Origin of the sequence: Psychromonas sp. MME1 (assembly GCF_041080865.1) — a bacterium.
Classification (GTDB): domain Bacteria; phylum Pseudomonadota; class Gammaproteobacteria; order Enterobacterales; family Psychromonadaceae; genus Psychromonas.
The window spans coordinates 408,409-423,671 of the sequence record NZ_CP160906.1 but is presented as its reverse complement, the minus strand read 5'-3'; the positions used below and the strand labels follow the sequence as shown (position 1 = coordinate 423,671).

13 protein-coding genes and 3 tRNA genes are annotated in these 15,263 nt (G+C 37.5%); 2 read left to right on the top strand and 14 right to left on the bottom strand.

Annotated elements, in window-relative coordinates:
• Positions 1–18 precede the first annotated feature (18 nt).
• From AB2N10_RS02055 to uvrY, 7 genes are all read right to left on the bottom strand, one after another.
• A complete protein-coding gene (locus AB2N10_RS02055) occupies positions 19–1,779 on the bottom strand; it encodes an alpha-galactosidase (RefSeq protein ID WP_354624893.1) in 1,761 nt (586 codons plus the stop codon).
• 304 nt (positions 1,780–2,083) lie between these two features.
• Positions 2,084–2,169: transfer RNA gene (locus AB2N10_RS02050), tRNA-Leu, on the bottom strand.
• A 15-nt stretch (positions 2,170–2,184) separates the two neighbouring features.
• A tRNA-Cys gene (locus tag AB2N10_RS02045) sits at positions 2,185–2,258 on the bottom strand.
• 7 nt (positions 2,259–2,265) lie between these two features.
• Positions 2,266–2,341 (bottom strand) — tRNA-Gly (locus AB2N10_RS02040).
• 176 nt (positions 2,342–2,517) lie between these two features.
• Positions 2,518–3,066: a CDP-diacylglycerol--glycerol-3-phosphate 3-phosphatidyltransferase gene (gene pgsA / locus AB2N10_RS02035; RefSeq protein WP_354624892.1), complete on the bottom strand. Its 549-nt coding sequence runs from the start codon at positions 3,064–3,066 to the stop codon at positions 2,518–2,520.
• Between the two features lie 204 nt (positions 3,067–3,270).
• Positions 3,271–5,103, bottom strand: a complete 1,833-nt coding sequence (gene uvrC / locus AB2N10_RS02030) for an excinuclease ABC subunit UvrC (protein ID WP_354624891.1) — start codon at positions 5,101–5,103, stop codon at positions 3,271–3,273.
• A gap of 63 nt (positions 5,104–5,166) precedes the next feature.
• The gene (uvrY, locus tag AB2N10_RS02025) at positions 5,167–5,811 is read right to left on the bottom strand and encodes a UvrY/SirA/GacA family response regulator transcription factor (protein WP_369434233.1); all 645 of its coding nucleotides are present in this window, start codon (positions 5,809–5,811) and stop codon (positions 5,167–5,169) included.
• A 450-nt stretch (positions 5,812–6,261) separates the two neighbouring features.
• On the opposite strand from uvrY, the gene AB2N10_RS02020 reads away from it, so the two are divergent.
• Both AB2N10_RS02020 and focA read left to right on the top strand, forming a co-directional pair.
• Positions 6,262–6,693, top strand: a complete 432-nt coding sequence (locus AB2N10_RS02020) for a hypothetical protein (RefSeq protein WP_354624889.1) — start codon at positions 6,262–6,264, stop codon at positions 6,691–6,693.
• A gap of 608 nt (positions 6,694–7,301) precedes the next feature.
• A complete protein-coding gene (gene focA / locus AB2N10_RS02015) occupies positions 7,302–8,624 on the top strand; it encodes a formate transporter FocA (protein ID WP_354624888.1) in 1,323 nt (440 codons plus the stop codon).
• A gap of 93 nt (positions 8,625–8,717) precedes the next feature.
• Here the strand turns inward: focA and AB2N10_RS02010 are convergent, their stop codons facing one another.
• From AB2N10_RS02010 to AB2N10_RS01980, 7 genes are all read right to left on the bottom strand, one after another.
• The gene (locus AB2N10_RS02010; RefSeq protein ID WP_354624887.1) at positions 8,718–9,629 is read right to left on the bottom strand and encodes a LysR family transcriptional regulator; all 912 of its coding nucleotides are present in this window, start codon (positions 9,627–9,629) and stop codon (positions 8,718–8,720) included.
• A gap of 517 nt (positions 9,630–10,146) precedes the next feature.
• Positions 10,147–10,527 carry a DUF1837 domain-containing protein gene (locus AB2N10_RS02005; protein ID WP_369434232.1) on the bottom strand — a complete coding sequence of 127 codons (381 nt, stop codon included), beginning with the start codon at positions 10,525–10,527 and terminating at the stop codon, positions 10,147–10,149.
• Between the two features lie 775 nt (positions 10,528–11,302).
• Positions 11,303–12,100 (bottom strand): glycosyltransferase, encoded by a 798-nt coding sequence (locus AB2N10_RS02000; protein ID WP_369434231.1) that lies wholly within the window; start codon positions 12,098–12,100, stop codon positions 11,303–11,305.
• A gap of 62 nt (positions 12,101–12,162) precedes the next feature.
• Complete coding sequence (locus AB2N10_RS01995; protein WP_369434230.1) at positions 12,163–12,615, bottom strand: hypothetical protein; 453 nt, start codon at positions 12,613–12,615, stop codon at positions 12,163–12,165.
• A complete protein-coding gene (locus AB2N10_RS01990) occupies positions 12,612–13,193 on the bottom strand; it encodes a hypothetical protein (protein ID WP_354624884.1) in 582 nt (193 codons plus the stop codon). The genes AB2N10_RS01995 and AB2N10_RS01990 overlap by 4 nt, the downstream gene beginning before the upstream one ends.
• A 5-nt stretch (positions 13,194–13,198) precedes the next feature.
• Entirely contained in the window at positions 13,199–14,320 is a 1,122-nt protein-coding gene (locus AB2N10_RS01985) for a glycosyltransferase (protein WP_369434229.1), read from the bottom strand.
• Positions 14,313–15,263: an NAD(P)-dependent oxidoreductase gene (locus tag AB2N10_RS01980; protein WP_354624882.1), complete on the bottom strand. Its 951-nt coding sequence runs from the start codon at positions 15,261–15,263 to the stop codon at positions 14,313–14,315. Before AB2N10_RS01980 ends, AB2N10_RS01985 begins: the two co-directional genes overlap by 8 nt.

Sequence of the window (15,263 nt, the reverse complement as noted above, 5' to 3'; positions counted from 1 at the left end):
GCACTCATGCACCGAATTTTATCTCCTCAAGTGCAATTGGTATAATACCGCGCGGCTATTGAGGCCGGCATGTAGCTCGATTTCGCATGACTTACTAGCGCCAGAAGATAACTTTTGTTGTGTCCAAAAGTCTACCCACTCCCCGTTTCCTTGCTCTTCTAAAATAAATTTTTTACTATCATCACTTTGATAATTAAATAAAAGGTGCAATTTCCCAAGCGGTCCCAAATCAAGTTTACCATGCGTTAACGATAAATCATCAAAGACAGTAGTGCCTTGCGTTATAGCCTGTCTAGCTATTAATACTGATAAGCTTTGCTCTGCAAAATCATTTAATTTATATAAGGGATCACCGGATAATAATAAACCTCCACTAGCGAGTAATACATCACGATGAAAATGATAGTTCTCAGCGCAAGTTTCTTGCCCTTCGATAGAGATTAATGTCGCACAATCGGGATCGATGTGCCATAAACCTTTATGCTGCCAACTTCGTAGAAATGTTTGTTTCGCTATTTGTTCAAAACGATATCCCTGTCGTTCAACATCATCGGAAACACGCATCGCATCGACTAAGCCAAGAGAGGGCCACATGGCAGCGTTGCATCCTAATAGCCAGGCATCACCTGCGCCCTTAGCAATAGCCTGCATACCCAGGCGATAAGCCTGAACACCAGTCATCGCCGTATCAAAACGACGTCCTTTTAATATTCCCCAATAATTGGCATCGAGTTTAAATAACTCCACGCCCCACTCTTCACGCATGGTGCGAACCACATGCGTTAAATGAGCGCAGACCTCAGATTGACTGCAGTCCAGAATATACCAAGGTGTACAACGCCATCCGCCATAGGTAACATCTTCAGCTTTCAATAAATCGCCATTTTCATGACGAACAAACCACTCGGGATGTTCTTTAAATAACGTCGACTCTGGTTGTGCAATAAAGGGGGCTAACCAAATAGCCGGTGTTTTACCTTTTGCTTTGATCTTCGCAATTACTTCTTTTACCCCCCCACTAAAATGTGCGGAAGGAGTTAACCAGTCCCCCATATATGCTTGATAGCCATCATCGAGTAGCACCCATTGCAATTCATCGAGTGGTCCAGACATAGCTGTAACATTTTGCAAAATATTTTCTTCTGAAACACTAGCATAATAGGCATACCAAGAACACCAGCCAATCGGCGATGGTTGGTTCACCCCCGCTCTTGGTGGATGATTGACATTAATCAATTGTGTAAAATCATGATACAACTGATTGATATCTCCTCCCTGTAAAACAGTAATCGACTCTAAAGCACGATTGTTCTCTTGGGCTTGTTGCAAGAGGTGTACACTTTCACCATCAATAAAAGCCTTAACACTATTATTCGTAAATTCAAAGTAGCCTGAAAAACAATGGCAGGAGGTAAAACCGAATAAAGTGAACTGCTTACCGTCTGCAATAATCAAGTAACTATAATATCTTTTTGCTAAATGGTTAGCATAGACGCGATAATTTTCATTGTTATCAGGACAACGTCCAAGGTCAATAGGATGGTTTAACGTGCCGATAGTTTGACATAACATTTGTAAACCATCACCTTGGATCGCAGCATCACCATTAACAGATAACTCAAATTCAGCAAAATTAAACTGTTCGAAATGGAAAGTATTGCCTTGTGAGGATGCAAATGTCGTTAATAGTTCATTACCATTTAAACGGTAATCAAGGAGCTCGGATGTGAGATTGACTGAAACTCCACAGGGAAAAGTTAGCGCTGCTTTGGTACTCATATCTTAACTCCTCATTCATTTAATACCAATCGTAATAAATAGCTGATCTATTTTACTGGTTAAAATAACTTACTTTTTTGTTGTAAGTTTCGCAAAGAGAACAACCAATCGCGCCAACTTGCGCCTCAAATTAAGCCATTTTTCCTGCACAAAATTTAGTTCATATACTTACCGGAATTGGTATTAATCCGATTGGTATAAAGAATCAATGTAATATAACCATCTAATTTATGCGACAAGTGTATTCATTTGCTTAATTTTAAGCAAAAAAAAACCTCAGTATAAATACTGAGGTTTTTAAAACTGGTGCCCGGAGCGAGACTTGAACTCGCACACCCATAAGGCGAGGGATTTTAAATCCCTTGTGTCTACCGATTCCACCATCCGGGCAAAACTTTTAAAATTTGGAGGCGGAACCCGGAGTCGAACCGAGATGGATGGATTTGCAATCCACTGCATGGCCATTCTGCCATTCCGCCAAAATTTTGGAGCGGTACACGAGACTCGAACTCGTGACCCCGACCTTGGCAAGGTCGTGCTCTACCAACTGAGCTAGTACCGCATCACATTTCATAATTAAAACTAATTATGTCGATAAGTTACTAACAACATGTTTCCCTATCGATGTGGCGCATTCTAATGATTATTAAGATTGAGTCAACACTCTTCTACAACTTTTTTCGACCTAAGCAATTGTTCGCTGTTTTTTTACACTAAGCAATCATTTATCGGACAAAGTCATCGACTTGATTTCAATGATGGCCATGCAGCCTTTAGATAAACCACCATTGACCAAAGCGTCAAGACCGTTGCAATATATAAACAGAAGAAGCCAACCCACTCCATTTCAATGGAATGTTGCCAAATAAGTAGGAATAACGCGAGCATCTGTGCGGCTGTTTTAATTTTCCCAACCCAAGAAACAGCAACACTGGCACGTTGTCCTAACTCAGCCATCCACTCTCTTAATGCGGATATAATAATTTCACGACATATCATAATCATCGCCGGAATGGTGATCCAGATAACCGCATAATGCTCAACAATCATCACTAAGGAAACCGCCACCATTATTTTATCGGCAACGGGATCCAAAAAAGCACCAAAAGAGGTTTGTTGATTAAGACGACGCGCAAGATAACCATCCAATACATCTGTGATACCAGCTAACCAAAAAATAAAAGCGGCCGCTGGGGCAGACCAATGAAAAGGTAGATAATATAGCAACACAAAAATGGGGATCAGAAAAATTCGAAAAGCGGTTAAAATATTTGGAATGTTTAGCATTAAGATGTCCTTTAAATAACGATACACGTAACGCTTGAACGTACCCTTATTTCTACGATTTGCGCTTACCTCTATTTTGGCATTTTATTGTTTCACAATGCAAATAGATAACGCGCTAAAATCACTAAAGAAGTAAATCAACGAGGCAACATGGATATAATAAAAGCGCAATACACAAAAAACATCCTTACTATCAATCAAAAGTTATGAATGTAACGCTTCATAAATATTTTCTGCCAGTGGTAGACTAATGCCTGGAATTTTGGCTAATTCATCAATACTGGCAGATTTAATCCCCTGTATCCCACCAAAATGGTTAAGTAATAATTGCCTGCGTTTTACTCCGACGCCAGCGATCCCTTCTAAGCTACTGGTGCGCCTTTTTTTATCACGCTGTTGACGGTGCCCCATTATCGCAAAGCGATGTGACTCATCACGAATTTGCTGTATTAAATGTAACGCAGGGGAATCCTCGGGAATTTCTAAAATATCATGGCTATAACCAATAATTAAAGTCTCTAATCCCGCCTTACGCGTCACTCCCTTCGCAATACCAATCAATAAAGGGACTTTATCTGGAAAATTATGCGCTAATGAACTAATAATATTTTCAGCTTGGCTAAGTTGCCCAAGCCCACCATCAATGAAAATAATATCAGGCGTATTTTCCACTGTCTGCAACGCTTTAAAACGACGGCCTAATACTTGAGCCATTGCCGCATAATCATCACCAGGCGTTATACCACTAATATTGAAACGTCGGTATGCTGACTTAGCCGCCCCCTCTCGGTTAAATACGACACAGGAAGCGACCGTTTTTTCTCCCATCATATGAGAAATATCATAACACTCCATACGCTCTATAGAGGTGGTCAACTCTAATTTCTCTTCTAACAATAGATAACGCTTTTGAATACTATTTTTTTGATTAAAGTGAGTAGTTAATGCAATTTGAGCATTGGTGATTGCGAGCTTAACAAACTGACTGCGTTGACCACGCACATCGATTTTCAATTGACATTTATAACCACAATAATCACTAAAGAGTTCAGTAAAAACAGCCCGTTCAGAGAAATCATCACTCAATATAATTTCCTTGGGAATGGCTCGTCCATTCTGCCCGGAAAGATAAAATTGACTCAAAAAAGAGCTCAGTATTTCATCTTTGCTCGAGTTTTTAGGGGTTTTTGGAAAATAATTACGACTTCCTAAAATACGTCCTTGGCGAACAAATAACAGATGCAGACTCGCCACGCCATGTTGGTAAACAAATCCAATAATATCAAGTTGCTCAATATCACCACTTACCCATTGTTGTTCTTGAACCTTTTTCAAGGATTGAATTTGATCACGGCGTTGAGCCGCCTTTTCAAACTCTAATGAGTGACTGGCCTGCTCCATTTCCTCCACCAGCTGCTCAATAACCTGCTGACTTTTACCCTGTAAAAACTCCGTTGCCAGCTTTACCTGATGGCTATACTCCTGCTCTGTCATCGCCTTTACACATGGTCCAAGGCAACGTTTTAACTGATACTGTAAGCAAGGGCGAGAGCGATTACTATAATAACTATCTTCGCATTGGCGAATTGGAAATAATTTTTGCATTAGATGTAAGCTTTCCCTTACCGCACCACCACTGGGGTAGGGGCCAAAATAAGTTCCTTTTCGCTTACGGTTTTGGGCTCTAACGAGCGTCAATTGAGGATGCTTATGAGCGCTGAGAAAAAGGTACGGGTAAGATTTATCATCGCGCAATAACACATTATATTTAGGCTTATATTGCTTAATAAAATTATGCTCTAATATTAACGCTTCCGTCTCTGTATGGGTAACGGTCACTTCAATATTAGCAATATGGCTAACCAAGGCGAGGGTTTTTGGGTGTTTTTGAGTCAGGCTAAAATAACTACTCAAACGTTTTTGTAAATTTTTTGCTTTGCCGACGTAGATAACCTCATGCTGACGGTTAAACATACGATAAACGCCCGGTTGAGTGGTAACTGTCGCTAAAAAATCTTCTGCAGAAAATAGAGTCATAAAAAAAAGACACCCTTAGGTGTCATTATATAAGTTTTTAACAAATGACTATCGTCAATAATGTTAAAGTTTGTCAGCATCAAGCATGCCATATCGAATAGCTAAATGGGTTAATTCAACATCGCCGTTAACACCAAGCTTCTCAAATAGTCGATAACGATAGCTGTTAATGGTTTTTGAACTGAGGCTAAGTTGCTCAGATATATCCACAACACGCTGTCCCTTAGTTATCATCATCATAATTTGCAACTCTCGCTCAGAAAGCACTCTAAACGGATCTTCATTATCAGGAACAATCTGCGAAAGCGCCATTTGTTGTGCTATTTCTGGTGCTAAGTAGCGCTGTCCTGAATTGACCGCTCGAATAGCATTAAGCACTTCATCTGGACAGGCGGCTTTACTTAAATACCCAGCGGCCCCTGCTTGCATGACCTTAGCTGGAAATGGATTTTCAGTATGCATGGTAAGCATGATAATTTTAATATCTTCATTAATGCGTAGAATTTTACTCATCGCATCTAAGCCGCCTATACCGGGCATATTCATATCCATCAACACAACATCAGGATGATTATTACGACACCATTTTACAGCTGCCTCACCACTATCTGCTTCTCCAATTACTTTCATGCCTCGAACATCATCAATGATACGGCGAATCCCTGTACGAACTAACTCATGGTCATCGACCAACAGGATATTTATCACAAAAAATTTTCTCCGTTAATACCTAAAAGGGTTTTAGATATCGAATATAAAGCGCAGTAACTTGCGTTAATTGATAGTAACCAATAAATAATCTTTTACAAAATTAAAAAATATCACGCTTTGCGCCACTTAACAATAATGTAAATCAATCGTGCTAATAACTTACTGCCAATAAATAAAATTGCCAGCGAGATAAAGAAAGATGAGCATGAGATAGATGTAACATACAAAAAAATATGCAACATAAGCCACTTCTATCGGCAATATATCTCAATATACATATCAGGTATTTCGGCACTATTGTCCTTGCAGATTTTGCATCTTGAAATAGCATAAGTATCAATATGGCATAAACAGTGTCATCTTTTTGTCATAATTATTAGGTTATATAGACAACCATCAGCAATAACGAATCAAAGATCATCAAGATCCATAGCGAAGGAATGTAAAATGAGTAAAGCGCCAGCATTAACGCCAAACACAGACAACAATTTTATTGCTCTAATAATGAATGTCAGTAAATATGATAATATCATCTATTTTAATTTCCATCTAGAAACACCGATATGTTTCTATTTTGATCGCGACAGTGGGTGCTTATTACCTGTTACACTTGATGGTAATGGCCATCATTCATTGAACGCTATCGACAATGAAAATAATTATAAGGTCGAAGGATTATTTGATATTAAAACTAAAACGTTCAATTGCCATACCGCAAGGATTAATAATGTAACGCCTGATAATAAAGGCGATTTATATAATGTCATAAAAACGATTGTGCTAAATAACTATAAATACAAAAAATCCCTAGATAAAAAAACAAAAGTCGTCATTAAAGAGCAAGATAGTGATATCACCAAACAACTTTCACTAAAATGAATAATACTTTGATAAATAGTTATTACTGCTTATTGGTAATACTTTAATGCCTATAAAGGGCATTCCTGAGGCTGTTGACCTTGCGAATAAAATTACTGCTAAAATGCAAGGTCAACAGCCCCTAAGGTAACTAAAATTTATGATTATATAAATGAAAACAACCTCCCCCCCACGGAACACCCACTGTTTTACCTGACCAATGCATTCTGCAGTATCTTGCTGAGTTAACGCTTTAGCAAAATAGCTATATACCCATGCCATTTTTAACCATCAATAATATTGAATCAATTTATCACAACTATCAAATATCATTACCCTTCGTTTTATCTTATTGTTTTTAAGCACCAAAAAACTCAAGTGCATTAATTTAATCGATATATTTTTACAAGGAGAAAAGCATGTTCAACAGAAAAATAAAAAATAAATACCAACAACAGAGCGTAAGTTATCGCAGGGATAAACGATGAATACTAACAGAAATTATCCCATTAAGTTAATCAACAGCCATCAACAGCCGTCCGCTCAAAATAGTGTATTAAAACAAGTTGAGCAATATGGTATTTCAAAGGTGCAAAAATCCTTAGCGAAATCCTTTGCATTAGCCATTTTTGCCAGGCGCATTCATCGCTATTGCATTTGTTTTTTATATCACAGTTACCACTGGTGCGAGCAATACCCCATGGGGACTGATTCGATTAGCAGGTGGCATAGCATTCAGCTTAGGTTTAATCCTTGTTGTAGTCTGTGGCGGAGAATTATTTACCAGTACGGTATTAAGCTGTGTAGCGTGGGCTCAGGGATTATGTTCAACAGGACAGCTCTTGAAATGCTGGGGACGCGTCTATTTAGGTAATCTAGTCGGAGCGGCGATAATGTTAGCGTTGGTCATCACTGCTCGCATGCACCTTTTAGATGGTGGGCAGTGGGGGATCAATGCATTACAAATAGCACAACATAAACTTGAACATACTTGGGCACAGGCTTTCGCTCTCGGCATTTTATGTAATCTACTCGTTTGTTTAGGTACATGGATGACGTTTAGCAGCAAAGATACTTTAGCTAAGTCCATGTTACTGATATTGCCAGTTGCCATGTTTGTTAGCAGTGGTTTTGAACACAGTATTGCCAACATGTTTATGGTGCCCCTTGGTCTTACGATTAAATCGATCAGCGATCCCGCTTTTTATATTAATCACGGTCTATTGATAACTGATTTTGCTCATCTCACATGGTCTAACTTCATTTTACACAACCTTATTCCAGTAACGCTGGGCAATATTGTTGGGGGTGGCTTATTCGTAGGTATCGGATATTGGTTGATAGACAGAGAAAAAACCACACCAACAAACAAAAAAACAACAAATAATAAACAATTAACCCCTTTAGGAGATATAGACATTATGAAAACAACATTACAGCACATAACAGTAAAAGATATCATGAATAAAACACCTTTACTGCTAACACAAACTCAAGATATTTACCAAGCACTCGCTTTATTAACCGAAAATGATCTTAGCGCTGCCCCAGTAGTCGATAAAGCACAACAACTGCTTGGTTTTATCTCAAAACAAGATCTTTTAAGACACCTCTGGTCTGAAGAATATTCAATAAAACTAGAATGCCAAATTAGTGATATTATGCAAACAGAGATCCTAACTGTTGATGCCGCACAACCCATCACGACTCTGCTTGAGTTCATGGTAGTCGACAAAGATAAATTATTCCCAGTGAGTGGCTCAGGCATGTTAATCAGCAATCAATATCAAAGTTATGATCAACGTTTGAAATCAGCATCAGCACAACGACCTTCTATATATCCTGTAACAGAGCAAGGCCGATTAGTTGGAGTTATTTCTCGCAGTGAACTCGCAAAATTCGTAGTTAAGCAGTATACACCTAATGACCAATGTAAAATTGAAGCGGCTTAGTTTTATAATCTTACTAATTGCTCATATCAACGAAATTATCGGGTGATTAAATAAAGAAGACTAGTTAATAAACTTAACAAGGTAAGTGTGCACTTACCTTGTTTTTGCTTTTTTAGAATTTGACACTAAACGTTGTGCTTCTCTTAGAACACAATCCCTTAATGGATTTTCACCCGTATTTTTTCGCCATATAAATGAAATACTTCTATCCATATTCAATTGAGGTGTTGACAATATAACTAAATCCCCCTTTTCAACCTCCTGTGCAACATCTAGATAAGGTAAGCAACTTAAATACACACCATTTTCCACTAACGCTTTTAATACTTGAACACTTTCATAAATTTTACATACATCAATATGTTCAATTATACCGTGGATAGCGCCATCAAAAATACGTCGAGTACCCGCCCCTATCTCACGCATCACCCATTTCGCTTGCTCTAATTGCGCACTATTCACTTTATTTAATTTGGCATAAGGATGATTAGGGTTGCAAAAGATAACTAAGTGGTCATCAAGCAATTTTTGCTGATGAAGACCTGTATGGTCAATACGCCCCTCAACCATTCCCAAATCACATTCATAATTTAATAGGCATTGAATAACAGAATCAGTATTCTCCACCATTAAATCTAAATGCAGTTCAGGAAAATCTTCATCAATTTTACTAATTAATTTAGGTAATATATGTTTGGCAGGTGTTTGACTAGAACAAATTGTTAAATTACCACTAATAATCTGTTGGTCGTGTAACCCGAGTTCAATTTGCATTGCCTCTTGTAATAAATGTTTTGCCTTTGGCCTTAACCAACGCCCCCAATGACTTAAAGCAAGTCGGTTCCCTTGCCTAATAAATAATGGTCTATCAAGTACGTGCTCTAATTGAGAAAGGGACATACTAACAGCAGACTGAGTCATTGATAACTGCCGCGCAGCTGCACTAACACTTTCATGCATAGCAACGGCATCAAACACCGCTAATTGTTTTAATGAATACTTCATGAACACGATTCCTGAATGATTTACGACGCCAAGTATCAATTTTTTTGATACCTGGCGTCGTAAATCATAGCGCAGCTATTGTCAGTAAACAATTAATTTAAATAGTAATTTATACCTAAGAAATAATGGCTATTTGATTGACCTAGAAACAATAAAGCCCCAACGTAAGTTGAGGCTTTATTGTTTGAATATGGTGCCCGAGGCCGGACTTGAACCGGCACTTCTTTCGAAAACGGATTTTGAATCCTGATATTACAGGTTACCGTAGTAGTATAGGATACTTAACATATTGTTTCAAATGACTTAGGTTCTTTTCGGTTTAATACAACTTAGACAGGTTTACGCCAAATTTACGCCAAATTTCATACCCACAGAGGCATATTCAATTTAAGTTAAATAAGATTTATTTATTATTTAATTTTAACTAAAAAATAGGCTATCTATTTTTAAGTGCATCAGGTACAGGAACAAATAGTCTCTATGATGTAACCATTAAAAATGGTTATTTAATAGTGAACTAGCAAAAGATAACGTCATAGTGAATTTTATCAATGGCTTGTGTAGCCGTATATGGATTCAAAAGCTGTAAAATCTGACTTTCTAATTTTTCATCTAAATTCGGAAAGTCCATATGACTGTCAAGCAAGTCAAATTCATCCTCATATTTATCTTTAGCACTCTTAATTGATTTAGTTGCTTCTGAGGCTGCTGATTTAAAATTTTTATAAAGCTTCGACTCTCCCAAATACCCCCTCAACTCTCCATCAACAATCTGACCATGAACAGCATCCGCTCCGTATACAGGCATTCTAGGGTTGGTTTTCATTGATACTTTACTCAATAACTTAGGAGCTAATAGATATACGTCAAGTAAGGTAAACAATATCAGTTCTCCCAATTCTCCTTTGGCTGTATGTCTGCTAATTTTTCTAAGTGCTTTTTGAAAAAGATCTTCCGAAGCCGTTACACTTTTTATTCCTAGTTTTTTTCAACTTCAGACAAGAGAATACAAAATTTTGGAGAATACTATTTTTTACACATTCAAAAAAATCTGTATAGTCACTTTTCCCATCTTCAGTACATGGGAGATATACTAGTAGAGTGTTGACATCTCAATCATCTGCTAACTTAAATGAAACTAGCACCTCTTTTAGTATGCTTTTTATTTCATCTACATTTGTTAATTGGGACTGTAAGGTGATATCCATAAACGATGAAAAATCCTCTGAAGCAAATGAGAAACAGCATACCCTATTAAGCATGAGTACCATTATTCAAAATCAATTATTTGTAAGAAAGTGATTTTTTTGTGATGAAAACACCACTTGAAAGCGTTATTTCACATCAAATTATACGGTGTCACAGTTAGGTTAAATATCAAAATTTGGAAAGTACTTCACAGGAGCATCATTTCTGGGGTCAGATCTTGCCTTTTGCTATTACTATTTTGTTGAGAGAAAATCAGGATAAATTGGGTATCTCAACCGATAATAGAGCAAAAGTTCTATCTCGCTCTGTGCCCCAAACCGAGATAGAAAACTAAATTGCAAACGACCCCAAGCGAGTTAGAAGCTATAAAAAGCGACCAGAATTACCAATCCACAACAATTATCAACTATATAAATGCAAACCAATTGTCATTAAAAATACTATATATAAGGAGGTTAGAGTTATTAGAAGAAAGTGTTAACTGGATATAATTGTTCTCCAGAATTTTCAATATCACGTCTCTTTATCTCCGATTCAACCAAGCCTAATAGTGCTAAATTATGGTTCTTGTTAGCGTACCGCTCATTAAAACTTTTTATACTTTGAGCAACACAGCTACCCATTAGTAAGGTCTGAAGTGCTATTGATATCTCTTTAACATTTTTAACCCAGATAGAAAGGTTTAAGGCTTCTAAACGAGCTGCATGGTCGAATTGATCATAGTCTTGAGGAATGACGATGCAGGGCTTCTCGAACTGAAGACAATAATACAAAATGCCAGCGCCACCATGATGGATCACAAAATCGTATTTTGGTAAGTAACATTCATAATTGATGTAAGAAAACCTAAAGCATTGATTATGACTTTTGGCATAACTATCGTTATTGGCATTCCCATCGGTAAAATGAAATACCACATCGGGAAATTGTATCGATAGTTTTTCAACTTCCTGATATATACCTTTTTTACACCAATCGAGGTGCGTTCCAAGAGTTACTAGCACATAGCGTTTATTTTCCTGAAACATAGGGGCTTCATGTGCAGGTTCATCTGTGATTTCAGGAGTATAAAGCATAGGACCAACAAATTTAGCCGCCTTTGGCCAGTTTTTTGAAAACTCAAAATCTTGATAGCCAAGGCATAAAATACAATGTTTTGAATAGATAACTTCTGTGCCATCTTCTCGGTAAATATTATCTAGACCTAAAGAACGAATAGTTTTTTTGCATAAATAAAAAGCACTTCGTTTAAATAGCCTCACCAATTTACGGCCTAACCAATCTCTAGCCTTTAACGGCAGACTGTCACTTTCTTTCCAGCCACCTAAATAACTCGGATTCCTGTACTAGATTCAATAACACAGGGCGAAGGCATACTTGTCCACCAAACAATGTCATTTTGATCCGCGACAATACCCGCAACAGGTAATGTGAAATCGGCAATCATTAAGTCACATGAACGTTCAGCGTAAATAGTTTCTAGCTCTGTTTTCAATAGTCTGAAAAAACTTATGACTTGCTTAAATTGAGCAATCAATTTTGTTGGTGAACTTCGTACCGCATAGGCAGGGTTAACACACTCAATCAAGATTTTATCGTCAATGGATGTAAGCAATAATGGTCTAAGACCTGCCGCTTCAATATCAACTTTGGCCGTTTCCGATGATAATACGGTAACGTCAAAGCCATGCGCTAACAGTTGCTTGCCCATCGACAAAATGGGGTGCAAGTGACCTTTGAAAGGGGGGGCTAAGAGATCAATACTAATTTTTTTCACGTGCACTTTTCATGTATATTATTCATTTGATTTTTCTTTATAGAACAGATGACTTGCTGCAAAACGTTTAATATCTCTGTACTCTCGAGATAGTCCATATGACCACAGTCAACGAGATAGTCTACCTCTTTGAAGAATAATTTTGAAAGCCAGTCATTTCTCCCTTGAATCATTGTAACTTGTGTTTTAGGTAGAGTTCTAGCTACAGGTCCATAAGCAATAACATGCATATTTTTAAGTAGTTTAACTGGTAAATGTAAATTATTTAACAACTCAAGCCCACAACTTCCAGCCATTACAATACAGTAACCATATTGCTCAAATTGTTTAATAACCTGTGCTCGGTATTGTTTTTCAAAATGAGGCTTTCTCGATAAAAAGTACTGTAAAGTATTTGATAAACTAGCATTCAATAAGTTAGTTTCATGATAAACATTCATTTGACTATCATACGGAAAATTAAAAGGCGCAACACTAACACCTTCTTCCTCAAGAAAATCAGCAATCTTTTTCTGTTTGGGGCTTAACTGGCAGCAACGCCGGTTGCTTTGCCCTGTTATAAAAATAGCTTTCATCAAAATCATTACTTTTTAATACTGGTAAATTGGCTATTGGAATCCACACGATAAAAACGATTTCTCCAGCGTATTTTTTTACTCATAAATGCATGTACTAAATGAAGTGTTTGTAAACTTTCTGATAAAACAGATAACAACAGACCTTTCATACTCCCGGCAATAATCCACTGTCGTACTATCAGCGTTATGAGTAGTGTCGAAGCACTAATAACTGAAAAGTTAAAAAATAACGTAAACCATAAGCTTAACAATAATAAGGACGGTAACCCGTGCAGTGAGAAAATAATGGCTTTAGTTTTATTGTTCTGTTTAAAGAATAAAATATTAGCAAACACATACCAACGGTGCATTTGCCTAAAATAATGCTTTGCGTCATCAACCGAGGTTGCTATTAGCTGAATAAACGTAGTTTGACGTATCGTACCACCATGGGATAAAACATGTTCTGCCATCGCAAGATCATCCGTCAAACAACCAAGAATGGGTTCAAAGCCACCTATTGTATTTAACTGTTCTCGTTTAAATCCATAACACATGCCATTAATCGTTATTGGTTTCATATAAGGAAGCAAAGATAAATAGGTAAATGAAGCATTATTATTAACAAAAGCCGCAAGTAAGCGTGAATAGAAATCACCTTGTTCACGGTATTGTGGCAAGCCAGTGACTAATTCACAGTGTGCTAAGTCGGCTAACATCATCTGTAATGATGGCTCAGGTAAAGTGGTATCGTCATCAAGCACTATGCAATAGTCTTGCTGACACTGCGATAACACTGCATTTAACTTAAACAGCTTGGGATTAATACTTTCAGGTGCTTCGGGGAAAGATAATTTAACGATATTTTTATCATGATGTCGCTTAATAAGCTCATCAACTATTTCATGCCCTACGGGATCTTCGTCATCAACCAACCAGTAAAAGCAGGCCTCTTTCAGAATAAGAAGATTGCTTTCTAGTGTCCATGACAAGCTAGCATCACCACTAAGTATGGGTTGAAAAATGGCGACGTTCTCTAATAAAACAGGCTTTTGGGGCAAAATGACTGTTTTACAATAAGATCGTGCGCTAAGCTTTTTAAACAGTTGTAGTGATAGATAAAGACAAGCGATCAAAATATTAAACATTTTCTAATTCCCACTGAATAAAGTTTTCAATGCCTTGCTCAATGGTCATTGACGGTGGACCGAAATCAGTTAGCATTTTAGTAACATCAAATGTTTTTGAATTAGCCAAAACACTCACTCCGTAACGAGTGATTGGCGGCTCATTTTTAATGTTGAAAGCGCGATAGCACCATTCAACAATCCCAGCCAACCTCATTGCAGTTTTCATACTGACTTTTTTCTTCGGTTGAGGATATCCAAGACGAGAAAGTACCGAAAGCAAAACGGCTTGTATTTCTATCGGTTTATCATTGGTGAGATTGTAGTCTCCCTGAATAGAGTCAGACTGCGCAGCAAACAACATGTAGTCTGTTAAGCAATCAATATAAATTAAATCACCTATCACAGGCTCTTGTGTCGTAAATAGTGGCAATTTTCCTTTTTCAGCTGCTTTTAGAATACGAGGAAATAATACTTCATCACCAGGACCAAAGATTGCCCGAGGCCTTAATATAACTTTTTTTCCAGAATACTTTTGAATACACTGTTCACCAGCATATTTAGTCGCCGCATAATCGTTAATAAAATCAGGGCCAATTGGACTATTTTCGGTAATATCAAACTGCGGTTTATCGTGATAAAAAACCGAACTGGATGATATATAAATAAGTTTGGGATGGCCATTTTTTTCACAAAAATCAATAACATTTTCAGTAGACAAAATATTGCCTTCAAAAAAAGTTTTCTTACTTCCCCATGGAGATACATGTGCTGCAGCATGAATCACAACATCGGGTTTAAAGTCGATATCAATACCTTTAGATAAATCCACCTGTGAATAATTATCCCAAGGCATAGGGCGTCTAGATATCCCGTGAATCTCAATGCCTTCTTGATCAGAGAAGCGTTTCAAAAAGCTACCACCGACAAAACCAGAGGCACCCGTAATTAAAATTTTCATCAT

Excerpts from the sequence above, each read along its gene's own strand:
- AB2N10_RS02055 (WP_354624893.1), bottom strand. The coding sequence starts at position 1,779 with ATGAGTACCAAAGCAGCGCTAACTTTTCCCTGTGGAGTTTCAGTCAAT.
- pgsA (WP_354624892.1), bottom strand. The coding sequence starts at position 3,066 with ATGCTAAACATTCCAAATATTTTAACCGCTTTTCGAATTTTTCTGATC.
- uvrC (WP_354624891.1), bottom strand. The coding sequence starts at position 5,103 with ATGACTCTATTTTCTGCAGAAGATTTTTTAGCGACAGTTACCACTCAA.
- AB2N10_RS02020 (WP_354624889.1), top strand. The coding sequence starts at position 6,262 with ATGAGTAAAGCGCCAGCATTAACGCCAAACACAGACAACAATTTTATT.
- AB2N10_RS02010 (WP_354624887.1), bottom strand. The coding sequence starts at position 9,629 with ATGAAGTATTCATTAAAACAATTAGCGGTGTTTGATGCCGTTGCTATG.
- AB2N10_RS01985 (WP_369434229.1), bottom strand. The coding sequence starts at position 14,320 with ATGTTTAATATTTTGATCGCTTGTCTTTATCTATCACTACAACTGTTT.
- AB2N10_RS01980 (WP_354624882.1), bottom strand. The coding sequence starts at position 15,263 with ATGATGAAAATTTTAATTACGGGTGCCTCTGGTTTTGTCGGTGGTAGC.